This window comes from Providencia sp. 2023EL-00965 (assembly GCF_033550225.1).
Lineage (GTDB): Bacteria > Pseudomonadota > Gammaproteobacteria > Enterobacterales > Enterobacteriaceae > Providencia > Providencia manganoxydans.
The window spans coordinates 43,620-69,051 of record NZ_JAWUEH010000019.1 but is presented as its reverse complement, the minus strand read 5'-3'; the positions used below and the strand labels follow the sequence as shown (position 1 = coordinate 69,051).

Sequence of the window (25,432 nt, the reverse complement as noted above, 5' to 3'; positions counted from 1 at the left end):
TTACTTTTTAATTAACTAATTTTTTAATAAGCTTAAATTTACTCATCACCTATTTTAAAAGCATTATGAATTATAGATACAATCAATTTGTTACAATATAAATCATAAATTAGAATTTAATCAATCCACCAATTGACTGATATTGAGGTAAATCATGCAACCTTTAGATCGTCGCTCACTAACTGCGTTAGTACATCGCTTACATTTTTATATTGGTATATTTATAGCGCCTTTTATTTTTATTGCAGCATTAACTGGCTTTATATATATACTCTCCATTCAATTTGAAGATATTATTTATCGTGATGTTTTAACGACACAGCCCTCTGGTAATAGTAAGCCACTCTCATCGCAGATCTCAGCTGCTCGTCATTATGTTGGTGAACAATACTTTATTCATAAAGTACGCCCAGCACCTCAACCAGACGAGACAACCTACATTCAATTTATGTACCCAAATCTAGAATCGGAAAAATTGCGCACTATTTTTATAGATCCCTACTCACTGGCAATTAAAGCTGATTATTTTTTCTCGCCTGTTTCTGGTTTTTTACCTACACATACATGGCTAACGAAATTACATACCGAACTTTATTTAGGAAGCGTTGGACGACATTATAGCGAATTAGCAGCTTCTTGGTTGTGGGTTTCTGCAATTACAGGTGTAATTTTATGGATAAATCATCGACGTAAGCACTTATCAAGAAAAAAAAGAAGTCCTTTTGCTTTTACTCGACATTGGCATATAACCCTCGGATTATTGTTATTTTTAGGGATGTTATTTATGTCTGTAACAGGCCTGACATGGTCAAAATGGGCTGGTGATAATATAAATGCGCTACGTACTTCATTCGATTGGTTAACTCCACAATTGAATACTAAATTAAAGTCTGCAAATGAAGCCGTCATTTCAAGTCATAATCATGGAGATCATCAACATGAAGATCATAATCATAAAGGCTTACAGTCGCAGAATAGCGCGTCAAATATTAATAAGCCTGATTTAGATTGGGAAATTGTTTTATATCAGGCTCGTCGTAATGGAATTAAAGCTGATAACGTGGAAATACGTCAGCCAAAAACAGCGAGTGACGCATGGACGGTCACTGAAAATAAACGTGATTGGCCAACACAAGTCGATGCTATCGCGATTAACCCACATAACTATAAAGTCATTGACCATATTTATTTCGACAACTTTCCAATGATGGCTAAATTAACGCGCTGGGGTGTTGATGCACATATGGGAAAACTATTTGGAATGGCAAATAGATTGCTGTTACTCGGTTTTACTTTCGGTATTTGCTGCTTATTACTGCTTGGATATCGTATGTGGTGGATACGCCGCCCCAGTCGTCCACAGAATAACCCATTAAGCACTTTAACTGCATGTTGGCTATCATTATCAACTCCATGGCAGCTATTAATTGTAACACTCACGATTATGCTAGGTTATTGCTTACCGGTATTAGGAGCTAGCTTATTGGTATTTTTATTCATTGATGTGTTGCTTTGGAAAAAACATAAAAAAATAACGAATGTTTTTCCTCAATAAATACAAATATACGTTAAATAACTCAAGGTGCAGCTAAGGCGACAAGCAAACGTATCGCTAGCAACATAGAAAATAAGATAACTAGCCTAAGTGAGCGTAATCAACCACGCTGCAACTTGAAGTATGACGAGTGTATTTAACTAATAAGTACATTTTAACTGACATCCAGCTTGCTGATAACGTTGTTGGGTTTCTTTGGATAATCCACTATCACTGACAATGGTTTTTACACAAGATAATGTGGCTACTGCATGGGGCTCAAACATATCAAATTTAGTATGATCTGCCAGTAAAATTACCTCAGGTGAACGAGTGATCAACTTGCGTTTTACACCAACTTCAAACATTGTTGCATTTGTGATCCCCATCTCAATCGATAAGGCATCGCAAGACATAAACACACGATCTACAGCAAAAGCATTCAAGGCTTCCAAGGCTAAGCTTTCACCTACTGTAAAGTACCCTGGTCTAATTAACCCACCAATAATATAACTTTCAACATTTGGAAATGCGCCAAGCTGATTAGCAATTTTTATATCATTGCAAATCACTTTGACTTTAATATCACCAAGGCATTTAGCGAGTTCGAGACACGTCGAACCTGAATCGAGGAAAAAGCAATCTCCTTCATGGATCAATTGGCGAGCAATTAATGCAATTTCGCGTTTAGATGCACAATTTAAAGAACGTCTAACATCAAACTGTGATTCTTTGTCTGTTGTACTATCATCAAAATCAATGCGCCCATGTGTACGTGTCATACCGGGATAGTGTTCAACGATATATTGAAAATCACGGCGGATTGTCGCTTCTGCACAACCAAATAATTCAACTGCCTGCTGTGTTGATAACTCTCGGCATTTCCACAAATACTGTAACATTTGTTGGATCCGATCAGGTTTATACAGACTCATAAATGGATTTCCTCTGCTTATTAACCCAGGCTCTAGTTTAGTAAAAGCAAAACATCACTCACTGTTTTTGCCGTGCGGATTTTATCGAGTGATAAGGGGCTATCAACCAACTCACTAATACGCTGAATCAATCGAATATGATCATCGCTATGAGTGGCACAAACAGTAATTAATAGCCATACCGGATCACACTCTTCATGGCCAAAAACAACGGGCTGATTTAATGTCGTTAGTGTGATTTGGTTATCAATAGCACCTTGTTCAGGACGTGCATGCAGCATCGCAATACCCGGTGCAATCAAATAATAAGGTCCCCAACTTTTTGTATTGTCAATGATACCTTGCAAGTAGGCGGATTCAGCCGCACCGTACTCAATCAGCGGAGCACAAGCTATCGCCAGTGCTTCTTGCCAATCTTGTGCTGTTTGGTTTATTTGGATCCATTTAGCATCATCAATCATTATATATTGACTCCTTTTGGGTTCGGTATACTCTTATAAATAGAGCCCTGCCTACCTTTTGGCGAAGATTGCGGGGCTCACTATTGTTACCTAAGGGGATAAGCTTGTTTGCTTATCTCCTTTTCATTGCCTAATGCTGTGTACTTTCTCCATAAATCTCTCCACTCGAGTTTGGTCAACAAAATTGGCGAAAACGCCATCTTTTTTAAATGTTGTGGCGGTGACACAACCATCAGCAATGCTTAGTTGCTCTTCCACATTTTCTAAACATACCCCTGTGTTGGCAAAAACCACGGTATTCGGCACCGTATCTTTAACTTGTTTTAAAATAGCACTATCGGTTTTAGCGCCAGCTGTCAGCCCTGAAACGCATAAAGCATCTGGCTTATTATTAAAAACGGTTGATTTAGCAATAGAGCAAATATCACGTCCCCCCAAATATACCGCTGCTTCTGGAACAATATTAAACAGCGTTTTTACCTCAGAAGCCCCAATACGATGTTGATGACGGATAGTTTCACCCACATTGGTATTCCATACCCCAAAATCACTGGCATAGGCCCCCGTGAATATTTCTCGAATAAATTTAGCGCCGGTTGCCATAGCTAAATCTAATGATGCAACGGGATCCCACAGCACATTAACGCCAAAGGGAATACGTATTTCACTCATCAGTTGCCCAATGATCCGTGCCATCGCAGCCGTTGTTTCAGGCTTTACTTGAGTAAGATAAGGTAAGCTGAATTCATTTGAAAACATGACAGCATCAACACCGCCGTTTTGTAGCGCCATTAAATCGTCATAAGCTCTATCGATTACCCATTGCATTCCCTGCTGCGCATTAAAATCAGGATCGCCCGGTAATGCACGCAAATGACACATTGCAATAACGGCTTTTTCCGTTCCAATCACATCCTTTAACCAACTCATATCTACACTCCTTATTCAGGTAATTCACGATTACGTAGAAAAATAACCACACAGGTAACCACTCCGATGGTCACCACAACACCTATCAAACCAAATGACATCAATTCGTATATCGACCAACCAAACATATTACCGACTGATAATGCACTGATTTGTGCCCCATCTGCGGCGAAATCAAAGCCGCCATTACGCGCCATTTCTGTAAAGAAAGGAGCAAATTGGCTCGCAATTAATAAAACTGAGCTCATGACAATCACACCACTAATTAAAGTACGAAGTAAGTCACCACGATGGATCACTGTCGCCATACAAATAAAAAAAGGTGCAACGGGTAGGTCGGCTAGCGGTAAAACGTTATTAAGGGGTAAAACACTGGCAAGCACCAACATGATAGGAATAAGGAGTAAACCCACTGCAATTGTTGTTGGATGTCCTAAAGTCACAGCAGAGTCTAAGCCAATAAAAACTTCACGATCATGGAAATGTTTTTGAAAAAACTTACGAGCACCTTCAGAGATCGGCAATAATCCTTCAACAATTAAGCGGATCATGCGTGGAAATAGCACCATAATCGCGGCAACAGTGATCACTAAGGTTGCACAGCCTTTAAAATCTTCCCCTGCTGCAAGGCCAAATAATAATCCAAGAACTACCCCGATGATCACAGGATCACCGACCATGCCATAGCGTTTCTGGATCGCTTGTGCATCAATACTTTTCCCTTTCAGGAATGGAATTTTTTCATAAATCTTATCAAGAAGGACAAATAAAGGGACTGAGCTGGAGCCATAACCCTGCGGGATCGAAATGCCTTCTAAGCCAACAATCGTTTGAACACGCTTTGCCGTCCAATCCGCCATTTTGAGAGATAAAATAGCATGGCACATCGCTCCTGCAATCCCATAAACTAGGCTTCCTGTCGCCATTTGCACGACCGTACCAGTGATTGCATAGTGCCAATAGTTATAAATATCAACATTCATTGTTTTTGTAAGACGTGTAAACAACAAAGCGATATTCAATAGAAAGATAGTTGGAATGATCACGGCACCAACGGCTGTTGCGTATCCCACTCCAGATGCCGGCCCTGCACCAACATCCAGTACATGAAGTGACAAGCCAAAGCGCTCAATCATAATTTTAATGGGGGGACTAAGGCTATCGATTGCCATCACAATCACTAGCCCCATTCCAACAAAACCAATGCCAACGGTTACACCCGCTTTGATGGCTTGCAGCCACGGAAGGCGAAATATTAAACCAATAATTATCATGACAATTGGGACAAATACAGTACCGCCTAATGAAAGTATATAATCAAACATAACGTCACCTATTAGGTTCTAGCTCGTCATATTTCAATTGCAGTATTGTTGATTTCATTCATTCGCTACTTATCGCATAGTTTTCTACGCTTCTAGCAACTCACTCACTTGTCACCTACCTGCAATTAGAATTATTTAGAGTGTTCTTGTGATAACAATGTCTTAATTTGTTGTTTTAATGCATCATCATTAATCCCTGTAAGTAAAGCTGCTCCATTAAGTGAAGGAACCCCGTAATCGGTGTCTGTTTTCATTGCTGTAATAATCAAATCAACACCGCGACTATTGAGTGGTATTTCATTCAAACAACATTGTGAAGTTGCGACTGAAATACCTTCAGAAGCTAAATAGTCTTGAAGTTTTTGGGCAATCATGGTGGAAGTCGCCATACCCGTTCCACATGCAACGAGGATTTTTTTCATTTTGTAATAACCTCTTGATCATTGTTTGAGTCAGACTCAATAGGAAATTGATTAGCTGGTAATGTCGCTAATGCAGTGAGTAGCCGAATGCAGTCATTCAGATCATTTAAACTGGCCACTTCGGCAGGTGAATGTGTATACCGACAAGGAATAGATAAACTGGCACAAGGGATACCATCTTGCTCTACTTGAATATAACCGGTTTCAGTGATGACTCCTGGGGCAACTTCTCTTTGAACTGGAATTTGATGGTTTATCGCCGTTTTTTCTAATAGCTTGATTAAGCGAACAGGAGTCACTAACCCCGCAAGGGTGCCTCTGCCATGATAGTTGAGGCAGGTGATACCCACTCCTCCATTAATAACCAGATCAGAGTAATCATTAAGATCGGGAGTATCGCAAGAAGGGGTGATATCAATACCAATAGCAAGATCGGGCTTAATACGCCTTAGTACAGGCAAGATCCCTCGAATATTAAATTCTTCCTGTACCGATGCAACAATATAAACTGCAATATCAAGATCTTTATTATGAATTGCATTTGCTAGACCGAGTAATGCCGTACAGCCCAACCGATCATCTAGTGCTTTGCTGCAAACCATTTGATTGCCTAGCTCTTGCGGTGGATTATAGAGGGTAATTGCTGTACCAACCTTCACACCCATTCGCTCAGCATCTGCTTTATCTTTTGCACCAATATCAATCCATAGCTGATCAATAGAAGGGGATTGTGTTCTCTCATCGCCTTTGGCAAAGTGATAAGACTTAATACCGATGCAACCCGGTATTGAACCAAACTCTCCAGCAAGGCGCACAACCGAACCCGACATCGTCACTTGTGCAGGCCCTCCAACACGTTCGAAACGAATAAAACCTGATGGTTCGATTTTTCGAACCATAAAGCCAACTTCGTCCATATGTGCAAACACCATTAAACGCATAGCATTAGGTGCTTCGCTGCCATATCGGGCAACTACGTTACCTAATCGGTCCTGCCAAACCTCTTTTGCTGTAGTTTTAAAGTGGCTTTTCATCACATTCGCAATAGAAGATTCGTGGCCTGAAATACCATCTAACGTCAATAAAGAAAAGAGTGTATCTCGAATAGAAAATACCATTGGGATGATCTCCTTTTGATGAAAACGACATGAATGTGAGCGATTTATATGCAAAAAACGGCGGGTTTATTGTGATTGAAATCACTTTACAGAGTTTAAATTAACATTTTGAAATAATTATGTGACAAATGAGTAACAATTTCGCTCATCACGATTGTTCAGTAGATAAGCAAATTCGGCTACAAAGGAGGGGGAATTCATTCAAATAATTCGATATGAATGAACAGGTAAACTTAATTGTCTTTGCGATAGATTCTCACTAAGCTAAATATATACTCTAAATAATTCGAGTTTTAGGTAGGCGACAAGCAAAGATAGATAGGGAGCATAGATAAACTATGTGGCTTGGTGAGCGTAGCGTGGTCACTTATACCTCAACAAAAAGCCCTACAACTTGAAGTATGACGACTATAAATCTGCTTTCATTACTGGGAGTGTTATATGCTGAATATTCAATCTGACCATACTAGCTTTTTTATTTTATCTGACGATAAACAAATCCGTTTGGCTGAAATTACCTTTGTCTATACGGGAGAAGGACTCGCCATTATTGATCATACGATTGTCGATGAGAGCCTAAAAGGCCAAGGGATTGCCAAACAACTCGTTGCTAAAGTTGTCGAAAGAATGCGAGGTGAGCACAGGAAAATTATTCCACTCTGCCCTTTTGCCAAAGCCATATTTGATAGAACGCCTGAGTATAGTGATATTCGCCAATAGCATCTATAAAAAGTATAAAGAGGATAATATGAGCATTCCAACTAATCAGGGTGAACTTAATTTCCAGCAAATTAGTGCACGTATTAAAGATGTTGGTGGATTACCTGTTTCCCGAGTTTTACCAACAAAAGAGCGACGCTTAATTGGCGCTTGGTGTTTCCTCGATCATGCGGGGCCAACTGTCTTTAAAGGTGATTCAGAAGGAATGCGTGTAGCACCACATCCGCATACTGGGTTACAAACATTCACTTGGATGATCGAAGGCGAAGTGCTTCATCGAGACAGTTTAGGGTGCGAGCAGGTGATCCGTCCCGGACAAGTTAATTTAATGACGGCAGGCAAAGGAATTAGCCACTCAGAAGATACCTATGGAGAAAGTCATAAACTACATGCAGTTCAGCTATGGATTGCATTACCAGAGGCAGTTAAAGATATCCCTCCACGTTTTGACCATTATCCAACCTTACCTGAGTGGTCTGTAGGCTCAGCTAAATTCCACTTATTAGTCGGTGAATACGAAACCTACAAGGCACCAACTCTATCTTTTTCATCGCTAATAGGGCTAGATATCACCACACGAAGTGATGAAGAAATCGTATTATTCCTACGTCCTGAATTTGAATATGGTATTTTTGTTATTGAAGGAAATGCCGTTATTGAAGCTCAGCACTGCCAAACTAATCAATTAATTTATTTAGGTCAAAATCTAAGTAAAATTACTATAAATCTTTCATCTGGAAGTCATCTTCTTTTATTAGGTGGAGAGCCATTGCATGAATCGATTTTAATGTGGTGGAATTTCATTGGCCGTACAAAAATAGAAATAGCCACCGCAATAAAAGAATGGAATCAAGGTAGTACTCGGTTTGGTAAAGTAATCAATGACGATCGTATCCCTACCCCCTCACCATTAATGCCATAAAGTAAATTACTCAAGTGGGGAAGACCTACTTGAGTTTTCAATTGAGTAAAATAAACCAATTAGAGCTACCTTAACGCCCCAAAAGTATAGAATATATTTACTTTTCTAAAAAATAATCAGCAAGAATAATCTTAAAATATGACATTCTAATCAATTAAGTTATAATCACTCCTAATTCCAAGCAATATAAATTAAATTATCAATTACAAATTTTTCATTTGTTAATACTAATAAATTAACATGTCAATTTAAAATTAAATAATATTAACACTTTAATTGTAACGGCATCTTTCAAAAATAATATTTTTTGCATAATATATATTGAAATCAAAAGAAATAAACATCCTTTAATATCAAGATATGCTTTATATTACCAATGTGATACTGAGTTGCTCATGACTTTTTTTAACTTAAGCATTATTAATAATTAGATATCCCAAATATGGTAAAATCTTTTTACATTACTCGCTGTATAAATAACAGTATGTGAAATATTTCGATGACCTAAATAATCTTGAATTAAGCGTGTATCGCGCCCTAAATCCGCTAATGCATAACCACATGAATGACGTAGCATATGTGGGTGCGCATCAATCGAAACCCCAGCTTTTTTTCCATAGGTTTTAATTAACCCGTAAACTTGCTGACGAGAAATAGCGCCATTTTTTTGTGATAAAAAAACCCATGGTGAATCTGCCTCTCGCCAATGACGACGTATATTCAGCCATTCATTTAATGCGTTATATTCTTTTTCAACTAAAGGTTGTGTCGTTGATAAACCACCTTTTAAACGCCTCACATAAAGAACTTTTGAATTAAGATCGATATCTTTCAGAGATAAACGACATAATTCACTGACGCGAAACCCATGAATGAAGCACATTAATAACATACAATAATCCCGCTCAGAATAACGTCCTTTTTTAGCTTCACTCAATATTGCGTCTATTTCATATCGAGTTAAGAATTTCCTCTGCTTCATAGTATTTATATCCCATTTAAAAGTAATTTCCTGAAATTGCAATGAATCTAACATAGCAAAACTTTAAAAAAAATAAACTAAAGATTAAATATTAACCAGAAAAAAACACCAAAACACACCACTTCAAAGCTAAAAGTTTAGGATAAATTTGATTATTTATCTTTACCTATTATGAGTAAAACAGATAAAACTGATCGTCGACTTCTAGTTTTTACATTTAAAATTAACACTTTGCACCAAACTGTCCGTATTATTGTTCCATTATCCAATTAAGTCAAATTCCGTGTTAACTCGTGCCCCTCACCTCATAACGCATTGATACAAAACAATTAATTTTATTTTACTTTATTTACACTCTAAAAGTGATAGCGGAATAAAAGTTAAGCCTTCCGCGAGTACGCTTCGCACCCGTTAAAAACATAATAAAATAACAATAATTCATCTCAATAAAGTTATTTATTTCAATAAACATAATTTCATAAAGTTAAAAACTTAATTGGACAATTTGGTGCATATTGTTCGATTTCTTGTTCATAGAAAATAACTTTACTGACTGTGATTTCTATTTGATGCATCAAATTCAAACACATTAGAGAAATCAATAAAGAATAAAAACAGCTAATGAATCCGTTGTTTTTATTTAATTTTTATAACGTCTTTTTATTTAATGGAAATGTATAAAATGAATCTGAATAAAATTGCATTAGTTTTAGGCTTAGGACTTTCAATCGCTGCTGGTGCAGCAAATGCAGCAGACCAAGGACATGGCACAGTGACATTTGTTGGCTCCATTATTGATGCACCTTGCTCAATTACTCCTGAAACATCAGAGCAAATCGTTCGCATGGGACAGATTTCTACAGCAGAATTAAAAGATGGCGGACGTAGTAATTCCCGTGCTTTTAAAATTGCATTAGAAAACTGTACGACTGAAACACTAAAAACAGTACAGACTACCTTTACTGGCGCACCAAGTCCGATCGTTGATGGTTCTTTAGCTATCGAAGGTAAAGCGCAAAATGCAGCTATCGTCCTAACTAACGCAGGTGGAAAACAAATCAAACTAGGTACGGCATCTGACGCTGTAACCCTAAAAGATGGTAACAATGACCTGAACTTTGCAGCTTATATGCAAGGTAACTCAGCGAATGCAGCAACACCAGGCGAATTCAAAGCTATCGCGACCTTCGCTTTAAACTACCAATAACAGTAAAAAGGCCTCAACAAGGAAGTATAGGCCTTATTTTATCGCATGCATATATGATGGATAAAGATACTCTAAATAATTTAAGGTTCAGCTAAGTAATAAATAAGTCGCTAAAAATAGCTAAATTTATGCGATTAACATCAACAAATATAGCCTCTGTACCTTAACGAAAGTGCAGCAACCTAAAATATAACGAGTATCAGTCACTATTTTAAACGGAGTATATCTATGAATCACTTTGGCATTTTAGCCATGGTGTTTTCAGGAATGATAGCCATCCCTGCAAGTGCGAGTGTTCAAACATACCGAGCAACGCAGGGTGATGGATATGTCGCAGTAGAAGGCTCAATTATTGATAGCCCTTGCGCAATTGAGGCAGGGAGCCGTAATCAATCTATTGAATTGAAGACTATCCCCATCAGTCAAATGATACATGATAAACAAGGCCCTATTCGCCCATTTTCTATTCGTTTGATTAATTGCGTCCTGACACCATTAACACCGGGCAAACCTGACTGGCAGTCGTTTGAAATTACTTTTGATGGTTCACATGATGGAGATAATTTCCGTTTATTCGGCAAAGCAAAAGGAATTTCGTTAAAAATTACAGACGAACAAGGAAATCATGCATTTCCAGGAAAACCTCTGCCTGCTCGTAGCATTGAATCAGGTTCAATGACGCTAAATTATGGCATGCGTTTAGTCACAAATAATCAGCGACTTGAGTCAGGAAATTATCAAACCACTGTCCGTTTCAAAATGGATTATTACTGAGTTATCGCGAAGGGACTATTATGGCTCTGTTATTAACAAAAACAAATAAAGTCTTAGCTGACTCAACGCGTCATTATTTTAATCCTATCGCATTAATGATAATTATTGCGTTCGCACAGCCTAATTCTGTTTTAGCGACTGGAAATATTGAATTTAATACGGATATTCTCGATCTCAAAGATCGTGAGAATATCGATTTAAGTGAATTTACGCAAGCCGGCTATATTATGCCAGGCACTTACCCATTTTATATCAGCTTAAATAATAATACACTGCCATCAACTTATGACGTTCCTTATATTGTTTCTGAACAAAATGAGCAAGAAACCGTTCCTTGTTTATCACCTGAGATTATTTCGCAATTAGCATTACGTAATGAATGGCAAAAAAAAGCACAATGGTGGCACGATGGACAGTGCTTAAAAATAGATTCTATTACGGGAATGTCAGCACAAGGTTCTCTTGCAACAGAAACGATTAATATTACTATTCCGCAAGCCTATCTTGAATATACCGCTGAGAACTGGGATCCCCCTTCACGTTGGGATAACGGAATTTCAGGAGCGTTATTTGATTATAATATTAATGCTCAAGTTACCGATCATAAAAACTCAAATACCAATCAGCAAATAACAGGTAATGGCGTAATGGGCTTTAACCTTGGCGCATGGCGTTTTCGTGCAAATTGGCAAGCAAACTATAACGATACCACGGGCCAATCAACTGAACGTAGCTGGGATTGGAGCCAATATTATGCTTATAGAGCTATCTCTGAACTGAGTGCAAAATTAACTCTCGGTGAAGAATATTTGCGTTCAGGTATTTTTGACTCATTTCGTTTCCTTGGCGCCAGCTTAGTCTCTGAAGATAACATGCTAGCCCCGAATTTACGTGGCTATGCACCAGAAGTTAGCGGTGTTGCTAAAACCAATGCCAAAGTGACAATAAGCCAAATGGGACGTGTTATTTATGAAACCCAAGTGGCTCCGGGTCCTTTCCGTATCCAAGATTTAAGTGATGCCGTAAACGGTAAACTCAATGTGCGTGTTGAAGAGCAAGATGGTTCTGTTCAAGAATTTCAAATGGACACCGCAACCATTCCTTATTTAACTCGTCCTGGTCGCGTGCAATTTAAATTAATTGGTGGCCGCCCAAGTAATATGGATCACCGTACTGAAGGTCCAGGATTCGCATTAGGTGAATTTTCTTGGGGTGTATCAAATGGTTGGTCGCTCTACGGCGGGCTACTTGGAGCAGGTGACTATAATGCGCTATCTGTAGGTGTGGGTCGTGACCTCATGATGTTTGGTGCTATTTCATTCGATATCACTGAATCTAGAGCAAAACTACCTTCTGATAATAAAACCTATACTGGCGGTTCATATCGTCTTAGCTATTCAAAACGCTTTGAACAATATGATAGCCAAGTCACTTTCGCTGGGTATCGGTTCTCTGAGCGCGATTTCATGAATATGAACCAATATCTCGATCGACGCTATCGTAATTCAGCACAAGATAATACCAAAGAACTTTATACCATCATGCTGAATAAGCAATTTGTTGCACTTGGTCTGAGTGCCTACTTTGATTATAGCCATGAAACCTATTGGAATAGACCAAATACCAAGCGCTACAACCTTTCTCTCTCTAAATATTTTGATCTGGGCAAATTCAAAAATATTAACGTCAGTTTGAATGCCTTTCGTAACCAATATGAAGGTAGAAAGAATGATGATGGTTTATACCTCAATGTTTCCTTGCCAATGGGTGATGCAGCGACCATTAGCTATAACAGCGTGATCAATAGAACAGGTAACTCCCATACAGTCAGTTACTACGATCGATTAGATGACAGAAATAGCTATCGCCTTGGTACAGGTTTAAGTGCACGAGGTAAAGCTACAGCGAACGGTTATTACATCCATTATGGTGATGCAGCGACCGTAACGGGTAACGCCAGCTATGTCGCGGGAGATTACTCTTCCGCAGCTCTTTCATTACAAGGCGGTGCAACATTAACAGGTTATGGTGCGGCACTTCACCGTATCAACTTACCGGGAGCGAGCCGAGTTATGGTGGATACAGAGAATGTTGCTAACGTCCCAATCAAAGGTTTTGGTGCTAACACTCGCACTAACCGATTCGGTAAAGCGGTTATTGCTGATATCAACGATTACTACCGTATGAGTACCAGTGTTGACCTGAACAAGCTACCAGATAATGTTGAAGCCGTGAAATCTGTTCAGCAATTTACCGTTACTGAAGGGGCAATTGCCTATCGTAAATTTGATGTCCTTTCTGGTTTGAAAACGATGGTTCGCTTGGCGCTTGCTGATGGCTCTTATCCACCATTTGGTGCCTCTATTCTTAATGCTAAAAAACATGAAGTTGGCATCGTCAATGATAATGGCTCTGTATATCTTTCAGGTATCAATCCAAACGAAATATTGGATGTGAATTGGAATGGGCAGACACAGTGTCGCATTCAAATCCCACAGAATATTGAAAGTGTCGAGTTTAATTCACTGCTACTACCTTGTGATATGGATCCAAGTGCAACACCTGTAAATACTGCCACAGCACCTGTAATCCATAGTGTTCAGCCACCAGTGACACCTGTGCAAAACATCATTCCTCGCGAACGCTGGTTACTGACGCGACCCGATATTCAGTATTCCGCTGACGATGCATCACTGTAAAGATAAAGCTTAATAAAAAGAGTTAATACATATGAAAATGAACAATATCGCACTTTTTACCACCACAATGACATTAACTGCGGTTCTTTGTAGTGAGGCAAATGCAGCTATCGCTTTAGATAGGACGCGTGTCATTTTTAATGGCAATGAAAAAACGATCAGCCTCAATGTGACCAACCAAAACAAAGAGCTTCCTTACCTTGCTCAAGGTTGGATAGAAGATGCTAACGGCACCAAAATCGAATCCCCACTCACGGTCTTGCCACCAGTACAGCGCGTTGAGGCGGGAGATAAAAGTCAGGTCAAAATTCAATCTCTACCAGACATTACGAAGTTACCACAAGATAGAGAAAGCGTGTTCTATTTTAATTTACGTGAAATACCCCCTAAAAGCAGCCAACCTAATGTCCTGCAAATCGCACTACAAACGCGTATTAAGTTGTTTTATCGCCCAAAAGCGCTCTACGCTTCACGCAGTGATCTCGATAACCCATGGCAAGAAAAAATCACTCTACAGCGTGTAGGGGATAGTTACCAAATCCATAATCCAACCGCTTACTTTGTAACGATTGTTGATGCCGCTAAAGATCTGAAGAGTGACACAGTAGGTAATTTTGAGCCCGTAATGATTTCACCGAAGGGGAATGCCACCCTGCGCGGTAGCGCTAGTACGCTAGGAACCTCACCTGTACTGACTTATATCAATGATTATGGGGGTCGACCTAAGCTGACATTCAAATGCAGTGGTACCAGCTGTACCGTTGCCTCTTCTTCAGATAATTAATGGTGGATTTTCATGAAAAAGGCTCTCTTATTCTGTAGCACCATGCTCTGTGCAGCTCCGCCACTATTGGCAGCCAATAGTGATAATTGGCAAGTTGAGGGGCTGCATGGCGAAATACATGTGAGAGGTACTTTAACTGAAGCGCCATGCACGTTAGATATGGCTTCTGCATGGCAAGAAGTTTCTCTCGGTGATGTTCCTGCTTATCGTTTACGTAAGCCTGGTAACCAAGCAGAGCCTGTGCCTTTCACTCTACTATTTCGTGATTGTATTCGTTCACAAGGCGTTCTTTATGATCAACGAACCGACACACCGACATGGAGTGAAATGCAACCTATTGTCACTGTGTCATTTGTTGCCCCCGCTGATACGTATTTTCCTGAAATGTTGGCGGTCAGTGGAATAAGTGGATTGGCCTTGAAAGTTACCGATCAACAAAAGAACACTATCCGTTTAGGTAGCCGTGGTCGTCCACAATTTCTGGAATTTCCTCAAGGGCAGTTGACCTATTACGTCACTCCAGTACGTACTCCTGAAAAATTGAGTGAAGGACATTTTAGAGCCGTAATGGACTTTAGGGTGAATTATGATTGATTTAAATATTAAGCCTTTCACATTATGCCTCTGTATCAGTGCGCTTTTTGGGGTATCGACTGTCTATGCAGACTTACCTCAATCTAGGATCAATCCTACCGCTCAAGTACGGGCGATACCCGGTATTGTTTACGTCAACATTACCGGTACAGTGATTGCGCCTCCACCTTGCATTATCAATGATGGCAATCTTATTGAAGTTAATTTTGGCGAAGTTATGAGTTCTCGCATTGATGGTACTGCTTATAAAAAAGACGTCCTGTACACCGTTCAATGTAACAAAATGCCTGCATCAGCAAAAAATGCCATGAAAATGTCAGTACAGGGCAATAAGGCAAGTTTTGATAGCCAATCCCTATCCACCAACATTGATGGACTTGGCATTGCCATTCATTACAACAATAGCAAGCTACCCGTTGGCCGAACCGTAAATTTTATCTACCCCAATGCACCTCAATTTGCAGTCGTTCCCGTACGTGATCTAACCGCCAACCTAAAAGGTGGTTATTTTGAATCGATCGCTACTTTATTAATTGAGTATCAGTGAGAGGAATTGCTATGTTTCAGCTGAACAAACAATACAGCCTGATAGTTGGCCTCTTACTGTCGTTAGTCGCCACAGGCACATTTGCTTCAAACATGAAGTTATACGGTATTTTACTTGAGCCACCCGCTTGTACCATCCAAGACGACAATGTCATTGATGTGTTCTTTGGCAAAAATGTCGGTATTCACCGCCTTGATGGCATTAATTACACCCAAGATGTCGACTATAAATTGGTGTGTGCACAGAACTCAAAAGGCTGGGTACTTAAGCTTTCAGTTTCAGGGCCACAAAGCAATTTTGATAGCGCAGCTCTGCAAACTAATGAAAAGAATTTAGCAATCCGCATTACTCAAAACGGTCAGCCTTTTGAGATTAATAAACCCATTACTATCACACCAACAACACCACCAGCAATTAAAGCTGTTCCGATTAAACGGCCAGGCTCTACGCTCACTGAAGGACCATTTTCGGTGACAGCAACACTGTTAGCGGAGTATCAATAATGAATAACAGCGTAAAGACACTGATATTAATGTTTATGCTCTCTTATATAGGTAGCGCGTCTGCCATACCTGATAACTTACATTTTCATGGCATTTTGGTGGAAGAGCCTTGCATCATCAAGCCGGGTGATGAATCAGTTCGCTTAGATTTCGGTAATGTTCCCGATAAAAACTTATATGCCTACGGCAGAACAGTCAGTGAAGCATTTACGATCAATTTATCTGAATGTGATACCAGTGTAGGTAAATCCGTCAATGTCACCTTTTCTGGCACCGCCAATATGGCTCTACCCGGCTATCTTGCACTGCAATCGAGTAGTAACGCGAGTGGATTTGCAATTGGTATTGAAGATGCAGATGGCACTTTTTTACCCGTCAACACTCAAGGTGAAAAGCTTGCTTTGCAAAATGGTACGACTGCATTGAAATTTAAGGCTTATTTAAAAGGTGAACCTGAAGCGATCAGCAAGAGAGAGATCAAACGAGGCCCTTTTAATGCCATAGCAACATTCAAACTGGACTACGAATAACTTAGAGGCTGCACACTAACATGAAATGGTTACCTTATTTTTTCACTGCCAGTATAGCAGCTAGCTCATTTTCTGCTTCTGCGGCAATTTTTTCGTATATTACGGAATCGACAGGAACCCCTGCTAACGCAACGTATACCTATGTTATCGAGCGTTGGGATGAAGAAGACCCTTATACTCCTAGCCCATGCGCCAATTGGTCTTCTTGCTATATCAATATTAACCATAAACACAACGCAAACGGTCAGCCAGGCCGAGTCACACAAACAATAGCCAATGTGACAGGCCTAAAAACCATGAGGGAAGTCCGAGCTAGGGTTATGCAATCTAGTGGCTTTCCTTTGAGCGGAACCGCTCTACATACCGGTGATGCTTTATCAAAAAACCAAGAATGCGTGGGACTTTTTTATCAAAGTATCAACTCAGGTTTAGTGGAAACTTCAGGTTATCTTCTACCGGGTTCTCTGTGTGGTATTGCACCACCTCCTGTTGGGGCATGTCGCATCGTTGAGTCAAGTATCAACATTAATTATGGTGATATCGATGAAGTTAGCTTACCTAAAGCCAGAAAGTCCACGTCTTTCCACGTAACCTGTAACCAAGAAATGACAGTATTAGTCATCGCATCAGGGGCTGATAGCGGCAAAGTCCCACTTCGTAGAGATAATAGTTTAAAAGCAAACTTATACCTAAATAATAATATCGCTGGACAAACCGGCGTTTCAATTTATGTGCCGAAAAATGGCACCTCTCAGGTTCAGATTAGCTCTGAACTAGAAGTCAATGGGCGCGTTAGCGCAGGGCCATTTGCTGGTGCAGGCTCTGTCATTTTAACCATACCTTAATGAGTTAGGTGGTCATTATGTATATTCAAAATAATAGTGAAAAGATGCATTATCTGATTGGTCAACGGATCCTAAGAAAACGCAAAGAGCTGGGTTACACTGGCTCCCAATTAGCAACCATACTTGGTGTGAGCCAACAACAAATTTCACGTTATGAAAGAGGTAAAAACAAAGTTGATTTACTGCATTTATTTCGTATATCAATTGCCTTAAAAACGCCAATGCATTGGTTCTTAGAAGATATTACAGAGCAACTAGCACAATTTTTAGATGACGAACCAAAGTACCAACCCATTGCAAATAAAAGATACAATAAAATGCAGTTACAAGCAGAGGCGACATTATACTCTAAATAATATTGAGCATCACTGAAATTAGTCATGTTCGGCATGACAATCGCATTTGTAGTCGTACTTTCTATCATTAGTGCAATGGTCGATTACTCCATTCCACAAGGCATATTTACAGATTTAGATATAGGGATTTCAGCTATTTAGGGCTGCAATCGCTAGCTATGCTTATGACTTAAAAGAGACTAAAGGATTTGATGGTTGGAACCCATTTGAAAGATTACGCCTTGTGTCATTGATTGCGAATAGGCTGCTAAAAACGCAGCCTATTTTATATTTTCTATATGTGGTTTATCCTATATAGGAAATATAAAATAGAAAACAAATACCATGTCTATAATCGATGATTGGGCTGAACGCCATATTCAAACAGCTTTAAATAACGGTGAACTCGATAATCTTAAAGGAGAAGGCCATCCTTTATTACTCGATGACGATAGCCAAATTCCCGCTGAATTAAGGGCTAGCTATCGATTACTGAAAAATTCAGGCTATCTTCCCGCTGAGTTGCAATACCGTAAAGATGCATTAACCCTAGCCGAAATGTTAAAAAGCCTCACCGAGGACGATCCAAATTACTCATCTTTATCTAAACAGCTTACTTTATTAGAATTAAAGTTAAAACAGGCGAATATCAATACCGATTTTCTGCATGGCGAATATAACGCGCTTATTAAGCAACGATTTAACCCCGAATAGAGGAGCGGTACTCCATGGGTGTTTTACCATAAAACTGACGGAATGCTTGGCTAAAAGCAGAATGAGACTCATAGCCTACCGATAATGCAACTTGTTCAATCGATGCCATTGTCATCAGTAACCGGCTCGCTGTTTCCATTCGTTTTTGTAAGATAAATTGCATCGCAGTTAATTGTATTTCAGCCTTAAATTTACGTTGCAAAGTACTCACTGACATACAAAATGCATTTGCCATATCTTGGCAGCTGATCGGTAAATGTAATCGGGCATCTACCCATTGATTTACAGTATCAATCCACTGACTCTCTGGTTTTAATTGGGCAAGTAACAATCGAGCTAACATGAAGTTTTGTTCGGGCGGCTGAGGAAAGCGTTGCAACCAATTGAGTAACCCTATTGCTGCGGGTGTTAACGAAAACTGGGTCAGTTTTTCATCAACACGCCACTGTGAGGTCGTTGGCATTTCTAATACATAGTTTTGATTACCCAATTGCCCACTAAAGGCATGCTTCACACCTGGGGCAATCACCACACCACTGCCCGCACCTAATAAAAAGTGCTGCCGATGCATATTGATTTCCATTGCTCCTGATAATGCAAACACGATCTGCCACTGCCCATCATGTTGATGAGAAATAACATCTTCAGAGTATTGTCGATAGTGCAGTTCAGGTAATAGCAATAGATAACTCCTATTCACAACGAATAGGAGAATTATAACGATTTTAAAAATTAAAGCGCGGCCTACGCTAAATAATTCACATGCGGCTTAGCAAAAAATACGTAACGTGAAGTCATGACAAACACAATGATTAAGCGAGAAGCGCACCGTTAGGTAACGGCAAATTAAATTCGGCTAACACAATCGCACCTTTTTCATCGGGTGCACCTGTAATCAATACCTCTGATTTAATACCGGCAATCCGCTTAACTTCGAAGTTACAAACACAGAGTACTCGCTTACCAATCAGCTGCTCTGGGGTATAATTCACGGTGATCTGTGCACTTGAGCGTTTAATGCCCAGTTCGCCTAAATCTACCTCCATCACATAAGCAGGTTTTTTGGCTTTGCTATTCACTTCTGCTTTAATGATTGTGCCTACACGCATTTCTACACGAGTGAAATCATCCCATTCAATTATTTGCATACTCTAGTCTCGGGTTATTATCTGATCATGACTTAAACTAGCATAAAATTGAGTTGCGCTTTTATCGCCAAACACGCATTTTATATTGTCAAAAGGTCATAGCTGGCTAAAACGCTGTTATGACTATACTTCTCATACATCAAGGTGCAAGAGGTTGATTACGCTACGCTCGCCGAGTCGGCGTGTTGATCTATGCTCTGCATCTACCTGCATTTCGAATTATTTAAAGTATGTATAATGAATTTTCTCACTGAGAAATTTACTGAAATGATTAAAATTTTTATATGAGTCATAATCGTGATACAACGGTATACCACTTACGTTAAATGTGATATTTGATGATGAAAATATCACCTTCCACCGTATAAAGCACTAAGATAAAAATGTATTTCTTCATTCATGTGAAAAGGGTTTTATTATGTCAAATCAATATCAAATCGGTGTTGTTGTTGGTAGCTTGCGTTCCGATTCATACAACAAAAAGGTCGCAAATGCTTTGATTAAGCTGTTCCCTAGTCATTTCACGTTTAAGTTCATTGATATTAGTGAGCTTCCTTTATACAACCAAGATGCTGATCAGCATGTGCCTACGACTGTGGCTCAATTTAAATCACAAATCAGCCAATGTGATGGCATTATTTTTGTTACCCCAGAATACAATCGCTCAATCCCTGGCGTGTTGAAAAATGCTATCGACCAAGGTTCCCGCCCGTGGGGTGATAATTCATGGAATGGCAAACCTGCTGGTATACTTGGCGTTTCAATCGGTAACATCAGTACAGCAATTGCACAACAGCACCTGCGCAATAGCTTGGCATTTTTAAATATGCCAACACTCAATCAACCTGAGTGCTTTTTGAAATGGTTTGATGGTATGGTGGATGAGCAAAATAATTTTGCCCAGAAGAGTAAAGAGTTTATCCAGACATGGGCTGATGCCTACGCACTGTTTGTGACAAAAAATATAGCGAAATAATCAAGAAAAGGCATCGCCAATCGCGATGCCTATAACTGCTGACAAACCTATTCTGTTTGTCGGCAGTCATTAAGATTTTTAAGATAAACAAGAACAAATCAATTAGCGGCCAGCTTTTAGCTTTTGGAAATACTCTTCATACAAAATATTGGTATTACCAACGTCACTTTGCCACTCACCTTTTTTCAGTACTTCTTCACTTGGATAGAGTGATGGATCGTTAGCAATTTCTGCTGGCAGCATTTTCTTCGCTTCAAGATTTGGTGTTGGATAGCCAATGGACTCAGCGACCTGAGCTGCAATTTCAGGACGTAATAAGAAATTAATTAGCTTATGAGCCCCTTCAGGATTCTTCGCATTCGCAGGAATGGCTAAACTATCCATCCAGAAAATACCGCCTTCTTTTGGCCATATCACTTCAATCGGTAAGCCTGCTTGGCGAGCAACAAACGCAGAGCCGTTCCAAAGCATGCCGACATCGACTTCCCCTTCAATAAATGGAGTTGCTGGATTATCAGAATTAAAAGCTAAGATATTAGGGCGTAGTTTCTGTAGCTCTTTATAGGCTTCTTCTATTTGTTTCGGGTCGGTGGTATTCCCTGAATAGCCTAGTTTAGTTAGAGCAACTTGGAATACTTCACGTGCATCATCCATCATCAGTAAACTATTTTTGTATTCAGGCTTCCAGAAATCGGCCCAAGAAGTGACAGTCGCAGGGTCAACAGCTTCACCGTTAATCCCAATACCTGTCGCTCCCCAAATATAAGGCACTGAGTAATCATTTTGTGGATCGAATTCTTTATGTAGCAGGTTAGGATCGAGATTTTTGAAATTACTCAATTTGTCTTTGTCGATCTTTTGCAGCATCCCTTCTTGACTCATTTTGGAGATAAAATAAGTTGAAGGTACCACCAAGTCATAAGCGCCCTCTTTGTAGGTTTTGAGCTTGGTATACATACTTTCATTTGATTCATAGGTGGAATAAATCACCTTGATCCCAGTCTCTTTAGTAAATTGCTCTAATAAACCGGGGGGAACATATTCTGTCCAGTTATAGAAATACAGTACGTCTTTATTTTCGTCAGCGGCAGTTGCCACGCCAATACTTGCAGCCATCACACCAGCAGCCAGTAAATAGGACCATTTTTTCATTACTGAGCATTCCTCAACAAAGTGTTGTTTATACTCGCCATGCATCAAGTTACAACTAACCGTTACAAACTCGAATTATTTTGCGTATATGTATCTTATAGGTTCCTAACAGAACCTACCCTCTTCGCCAAATGGCATTAAAAGAATTGAGCGACAATCGCTGCCGCTCAGTTTTTTACCACTAAAACTATTGTGATTGCTTGGACAGCTTATCTCGCATCACCCATTGGCTCAAGCAGACCAAAATCAGCGACATTAATAATAACACGGTAGCCAGTGCGTTAACTTCTGGGGAAACCCCAACTTTGACCATCGAGTAAATTTTCAATGGTAGGATTTCGTAGCTTGGCCCAGTCACAAATGATGAAACAACCACATCATCCATTGATAAAGTAAAGCTTAGTAGCCAACCGGCAACTACCGCTGGTAATGCAAGAGGTAAGATAATTTTACGCAAAATCGTAAATTCACCAGCACCTAAATCACGAGCAGCTTCCAACATTTTCACATCAAAATCTTTCAATCTTGCGTATACCGTTACGACAACAAAAGGTAAGCAGAAAGTGATGTGCGAAAATAATAGTGACCAAAAACCTAGGGAAACACCTAAGATCATAAAGAGTACAAGCAAAGAAATTGCCATCACAATATCAGGTGACATCATCACCACAAACAGCATTCCACCAACAAATGGCTTACCTCTAAAGCGGTAACGAAATAACGCAACAGCGGTTAATGTGCCGATAATGGTTGCAAAGGTTGCCGATAATACCGCCATCGTTATGGAATGCCCAGCCGCTTGCAGCAGGCTGTCATTATTCATTAACAGTTCGTACCATTTCGTCGAAAAGCCCTGCCAATTAATCCCAAAACGTGATTCATTGAAAGAGTTAACAATCAAAATGATAATGGGTATATAAAGATAAGCGTAGATGATGGCCATAAAGCCACCCCGTAACGTGCGACCGATCATTCTTCATATGCCTTTTTATTCAGTAGCTTAGCAGCTCGGTAATACACATACAGCAATAGCCCCATCATCACTGTCAAGAAGATGCTCGTTGCTGCACCAAACGGCCAATCGCGAATATTCAGGAACTGACTCTTAATAACGTTACCTATCAAGAGGTTTTTTGCTCCCCCCATCAAATCCGCCACATAAAACAGCCCCATTGCAGGTAATAAAACCAATAAACAACCTGCGATAATCCCTGGCATAGTTAACGGAATAATGATTTTCACAAATGTCTGGAACTTGCTCGCGCCAAGATCTCTTGCTGCTTCTAAGTAAGATTTATCCAGTTTTTCAATACTGGAATAGAGCGGCATTACCATAAATGGTAGCAGTATATAGATTAACCCTAATATGACAGCCTCTGGTGTATACATCAGCCTCATAGGTTTATCGATAATGCCAATCCATAGCAAAAAATCATTTAAATACCCTTTAGTACTTAAAAAAACTTTTAATCCATAGATACGGATTAATGAGTTAGTCCAAAATGGCACTATCAATAAAAACAGCATTAAAGGTTGGAGGCGTTTCGGTAATTTTGCCAATATAAACGCAAAAGGATAGCCGATAATCAAACAGAAAAAAGTGGCTATCAACGCCATATTTAGAGAATGAAGCATAACTTCAGCGTACATGGGATCAGACAAACGAATGTAGTTATCCCATGTAAAAATCATATCAACAAGGTCTGTATCACTACGAGTCAAAAAGCTAGCACCAATGATCATGATGTTTGGTAAAAATACAAACAACACTAACCAAGCAACGACTCCTGTGATAATCACATTTTGCAGGATCTTGTGTTTACGCTTGATCATCCAGTACTACCTCCCAACTTTCAACCCAAGTTACAGCAACTTTTTGGTTTAAGGAGTGATCAACATCAGGATCATCTTCATTGAAGAATTCACTGACCATAATGATTTTGCCATCTTCCATCTCAACAACAGAATCCAACGTCATCCCTTTATAGTTACGCTCGCGAACATAACCAATCAACCCTGGATAGTTTTCTGTATCGTTGACTTCTTCTACTCGAAGATCTTCAGGACGTAGTAACACATGAACCGATTGGCCTTCTTCTACAGGAAGTGCAGTGAAAATATCGCATTCATGACCTTCTACACTGGCACGGATCCTTTGTTCATCAATACGATAAAGTACTTTTGCATCAAAAATATTGATTTCACCAATAAATTGAGCCACAAACAGGTTTTTTGGCTCCTCATAAATTTCACGAGGAGAACCATCTTGCTCAATTTTACCTTCTCGCATTACGATAATGCGATCTGACATGGCAAGCGCTTCTTCTTGATCATGCGTAACAAAAATAAAAGTGATACCTAACTTGCGTTGTAGCGCTTTTAATTCGTTCTGCATCTGTTTACGCAGCTTATAATCAAGGGCGGATAACGACTCATCCAGAAGCAACACTTTTGGGCGATTCACCACCGCTCGCGCTATCGCAACACGTTGCTGTTGCCCACCAGATAGTTGAGCGGGTCTGCGTTGCGCGAAATCATCAAGCTGTACCATGCGCAATACTTGGTCGACTCTTTTTTGAATTTCATCAGCAGGGGTTTTTTGCATTCGCAAGCCAAAAGCGACATTTTCAAAAACAGTCATATGCGGGAAAAGTGCATAACTTTGGAATACCGTATTCACAAAGCGATGCTCGGCAGGGATATCAGTAATATCCTGACCATCAAGAATAATTTTGCCGTCATCAACATCTTCTAAGCCAGCAATTAAACGCAGAACCGTTGTTTTGCCGCAGCCAGAAGGCCCTAAAATGGTTAGAAACTCACCATTTTGGATGGTTAAGTCAAGCTCAGAAATAATTTGTTTGCCATCAAAAGCTTTATTTAATGCTTTTAATTCAACGAGTGGTGTCAGAGAGGTTGTCTCAGTCATTTATATTACACTCTATCCCTACTAATAATGCAGATAGAATCGCTACCGTTAAAGACTGTATAAGCTCATCGGAGATAACCCCAGCAAAGCCCAAAACCAGTAGCGCCATTTAAATTTCATTAAGTGCTGCATGATAAACACAGTTAGTGCAAATTGAAAGCCATTTTCGGCACTTCATTTGTCTTTCATTTTGAAAATTCAATGAAATAATTGTCTTTATGAGAAAAATAAGCAACTTAACAAGATTGTTAGTGATCTGAAGTTTTTGTCCTTCCTCCTCCACACACTAGCGATACTCTAAATAAGTTAAATATATTATTCATAGAGTTACGTCTTATAATGATTT

Annotated in this window: 28 protein-coding genes; 15 read left to right on the top strand and 13 right to left on the bottom strand. The window is 39.6% G+C overall.

All coding sequences use genetic code 11. From position 1 onward, the window contains the following. Nucleotides 1-154: 154 nt before the first annotated feature. Nucleotides 155-1,555 carry a PepSY domain-containing protein gene (locus SC428_RS19635; protein WP_318709809.1) on the top strand — a complete coding sequence of 467 codons (1,401 nt, stop codon included), beginning with the start codon at nt 155-157 and terminating at the stop codon, nt 1,553-1,555. A gap of 140 nt (nt 1,556-1,695) precedes the next feature. On the opposite strand, the gene SC428_RS19630 is transcribed toward SC428_RS19635, so the two are convergent. The 6 genes from SC428_RS19630 to SC428_RS19605 all read right to left on the bottom strand — a co-directional run bounded on the left by SC428_RS19630 (nt 1,696) and on the right by SC428_RS19605 (nt 6,725). Then, a complete protein-coding gene (locus tag SC428_RS19630; RefSeq protein ID WP_070925393.1) occupies nt 1,696-2,469 on the bottom strand; it encodes a DeoR/GlpR family DNA-binding transcription regulator in 774 nt (257 codons plus the stop codon). Nucleotides 2,470-2,501: 32 nt separating this feature from the next. Then, a complete protein-coding gene (locus tag SC428_RS19625) occupies nt 2,502-2,930 on the bottom strand; it encodes a PTS sugar transporter subunit IIA (protein WP_318709806.1) in 429 nt (142 codons plus the stop codon). Between the two features lie 123 nt (nt 2,931-3,053). Next, the gene (locus tag SC428_RS19620) at nt 3,054-3,860 is read right to left on the bottom strand and encodes a BtpA/SgcQ family protein (RefSeq protein ID WP_070925391.1); all 807 of its coding nucleotides are present in this window, start codon (nt 3,858-3,860) and stop codon (nt 3,054-3,056) included. Between the two features lie 11 nt (nt 3,861-3,871). After that, nucleotides 3,872-5,185, bottom strand: a complete 1,314-nt coding sequence (gene sgcC, locus SC428_RS19615; RefSeq protein WP_070925390.1) for a PTS sugar transporter subunit IIC SgcC — start codon at nt 5,183-5,185, stop codon at nt 3,872-3,874. A gap of 131 nt (nt 5,186-5,316) precedes the next feature. Continuing rightward, entirely contained in the window at nt 5,317-5,607 is a 291-nt protein-coding gene (sgcB, locus tag SC428_RS19610; protein ID WP_070925389.1) for a PTS sugar transporter subunit IIB SgcB, read from the bottom strand. After that, nucleotides 5,604-6,725, bottom strand: a complete 1,122-nt coding sequence (locus SC428_RS19605; protein ID WP_140182738.1) for a M42 family metallopeptidase — start codon at nt 6,723-6,725, stop codon at nt 5,604-5,606. Before SC428_RS19605 ends, sgcB begins: the two co-directional genes overlap by 4 nt. A gap of 441 nt (nt 6,726-7,166) precedes the next feature. On the opposite strand from SC428_RS19605, the gene SC428_RS19600 reads away from it, so the two are divergent. Continuing rightward, on the top strand, nt 7,167-7,445 hold the full coding sequence (locus tag SC428_RS19600) for a GNAT family N-acetyltransferase (RefSeq protein ID WP_139158614.1): 279 nt from the start codon (nt 7,167-7,169) through the stop codon (nt 7,443-7,445). Nucleotides 7,446-7,473: 28 nt separating this feature from the next. Continuing rightward, nucleotides 7,474-8,367, top strand: coding sequence for a pirin family protein (locus tag SC428_RS19595; protein WP_318709798.1), 894 nt, complete (start codon nt 7,474-7,476; stop codon nt 8,365-8,367). A gap of 427 nt (nt 8,368-8,794) precedes the next feature. On the opposite strand, the gene SC428_RS19590 is transcribed toward SC428_RS19595, so the two are convergent. After that, nucleotides 8,795-9,349 carry a tyrosine-type DNA invertase gene (locus tag SC428_RS19590; RefSeq protein WP_140186398.1) on the bottom strand — a complete coding sequence of 185 codons (555 nt, stop codon included), beginning with the start codon at nt 9,347-9,349 and terminating at the stop codon, nt 8,795-8,797. A gap of 682 nt (nt 9,350-10,031) precedes the next feature. Between SC428_RS19590 and SC428_RS19585 the strand changes: the two genes are divergently transcribed. The 11 genes from SC428_RS19585 to SC428_RS19535 all read left to right on the top strand — a co-directional run bounded on the left by SC428_RS19585 (nt 10,032) and on the right by SC428_RS19535 (nt 18,881). Further along, nucleotides 10,032-10,556: a fimbrial protein gene (locus SC428_RS19585; protein ID WP_070925386.1), complete on the top strand. Its 525-nt coding sequence runs from the start codon at nt 10,032-10,034 to the stop codon at nt 10,554-10,556. A gap of 228 nt (nt 10,557-10,784) precedes the next feature. Next, nucleotides 10,785-11,330 (top strand): fimbrial protein, encoded by a 546-nt coding sequence (locus SC428_RS19580; protein ID WP_070925385.1) that lies wholly within the window; start codon nt 10,785-10,787, stop codon nt 11,328-11,330. A 20-nt stretch (nt 11,331-11,350) separates the two neighbouring features. Then, nucleotides 11,351-14,029 carry an outer membrane usher protein gene (locus SC428_RS19575; RefSeq protein WP_318709793.1) on the top strand — a complete coding sequence of 893 codons (2,679 nt, stop codon included), beginning with the start codon at nt 11,351-11,353 and terminating at the stop codon, nt 14,027-14,029. 31 nt (nt 14,030-14,060) lie between these two features. Beyond that, nucleotides 14,061-14,813: a fimbria/pilus periplasmic chaperone gene (locus SC428_RS19570; RefSeq protein WP_070925384.1), complete on the top strand. Its 753-nt coding sequence runs from the start codon at nt 14,061-14,063 to the stop codon at nt 14,811-14,813. A gap of 12 nt (nt 14,814-14,825) precedes the next feature. After that, nucleotides 14,826-15,407: a fimbrial protein gene (locus tag SC428_RS19565; RefSeq protein WP_318709791.1), complete on the top strand. Its 582-nt coding sequence runs from the start codon at nt 14,826-14,828 to the stop codon at nt 15,405-15,407. Continuing rightward, on the top strand, nt 15,400-15,954 hold the full coding sequence (locus SC428_RS19560; protein ID WP_070925382.1) for a fimbrial protein: 555 nt from the start codon (nt 15,400-15,402) through the stop codon (nt 15,952-15,954). Before SC428_RS19565 ends, SC428_RS19560 begins: the two co-directional genes overlap by 8 nt. Before the next feature lie 11 nt (nt 15,955-15,965). Further along, nucleotides 15,966-16,457: a fimbrial protein gene (locus tag SC428_RS19555; RefSeq protein ID WP_070925381.1), complete on the top strand. Its 492-nt coding sequence runs from the start codon at nt 15,966-15,968 to the stop codon at nt 16,455-16,457. After that, complete coding sequence (locus SC428_RS19550) at nt 16,457-16,987, top strand: fimbrial protein (RefSeq protein WP_070925380.1); 531 nt, start codon at nt 16,457-16,459, stop codon at nt 16,985-16,987. The genes SC428_RS19555 and SC428_RS19550 overlap by 1 nt, the downstream gene beginning before the upstream one ends. A 20-nt stretch (nt 16,988-17,007) precedes the next feature. Next, on the top strand, nt 17,008-17,832 hold the full coding sequence (locus SC428_RS19545) for an adhesin (protein WP_070925379.1): 825 nt from the start codon (nt 17,008-17,010) through the stop codon (nt 17,830-17,832). A 17-nt stretch (nt 17,833-17,849) separates the two neighbouring features. Then, nucleotides 17,850-18,188 carry a helix-turn-helix domain-containing protein gene (locus SC428_RS19540; protein ID WP_233445666.1) on the top strand — a complete coding sequence of 113 codons (339 nt, stop codon included), beginning with the start codon at nt 17,850-17,852 and terminating at the stop codon, nt 18,186-18,188. 324 nt (nt 18,189-18,512) lie between these two features. After that, complete coding sequence (locus SC428_RS19535; protein WP_070925378.1) at nt 18,513-18,881, top strand: DUF1992 domain-containing protein; 369 nt, start codon at nt 18,513-18,515, stop codon at nt 18,879-18,881. Here the strand turns inward: SC428_RS19535 and SC428_RS19530 are convergent. Together SC428_RS19530 and SC428_RS19525 are read right to left on the bottom strand one after the other, a co-directional pair. Next, nucleotides 18,868-19,563 carry an AraC family transcriptional regulator gene (locus tag SC428_RS19530; protein WP_318709785.1) on the bottom strand — a complete coding sequence of 232 codons (696 nt, stop codon included), beginning with the start codon at nt 19,561-19,563 and terminating at the stop codon, nt 18,868-18,870. The two genes, SC428_RS19535 and SC428_RS19530, sit on opposite strands and share 14 nt — an antisense overlap. Nucleotides 19,564-19,693: 130 nt before the next feature. Then, on the bottom strand, nt 19,694-20,029 hold the full coding sequence (locus tag SC428_RS19525; protein WP_070925376.1) for a tRNA-binding protein: 336 nt from the start codon (nt 20,027-20,029) through the stop codon (nt 19,694-19,696). 418 nt (nt 20,030-20,447) lie between these two features. Here SC428_RS19525 and SC428_RS19520 point away from each other — a divergent pair, with 418 nt between their 5' ends. Beyond that, nucleotides 20,448-21,005, top strand: coding sequence for an NADPH-dependent FMN reductase (locus SC428_RS19520; protein ID WP_140182749.1), 558 nt, complete (start codon nt 20,448-20,450; stop codon nt 21,003-21,005). Between the two features lie 102 nt (nt 21,006-21,107). Here the strand turns inward: SC428_RS19520 and potD are convergent, their stop codons facing one another. From potD to potA, 4 genes are all read right to left on the bottom strand, one after another. Further along, on the bottom strand, nt 21,108-22,157 hold the full coding sequence (gene potD / locus SC428_RS19515) for a spermidine/putrescine ABC transporter substrate-binding protein PotD (RefSeq protein ID WP_070925375.1): 1,050 nt from the start codon (nt 22,155-22,157) through the stop codon (nt 21,108-21,110). Nucleotides 22,158-22,344: 187 nt separating this feature from the next. After that, the gene (potC, locus tag SC428_RS19510) at nt 22,345-23,130 is read right to left on the bottom strand and encodes a spermidine/putrescine ABC transporter permease PotC (protein ID WP_070925374.1); all 786 of its coding nucleotides are present in this window, start codon (nt 23,128-23,130) and stop codon (nt 22,345-22,347) included. Then, on the bottom strand, nt 23,127-23,990 hold the full coding sequence (gene potB / locus SC428_RS19505) for a spermidine/putrescine ABC transporter permease PotB (RefSeq protein WP_140182750.1): 864 nt from the start codon (nt 23,988-23,990) through the stop codon (nt 23,127-23,129). Before potB ends, potC begins: the two co-directional genes overlap by 4 nt. Then, nucleotides 23,977-25,086, bottom strand: coding sequence for a spermidine/putrescine ABC transporter ATP-binding protein PotA (gene potA, locus SC428_RS19500; RefSeq protein WP_070925373.1), 1,110 nt, complete (start codon nt 25,084-25,086; stop codon nt 23,977-23,979). The genes potB and potA overlap by 14 nt, the downstream gene beginning before the upstream one ends. Nucleotides 25,087-25,432 lie beyond the last annotated feature (346 nt).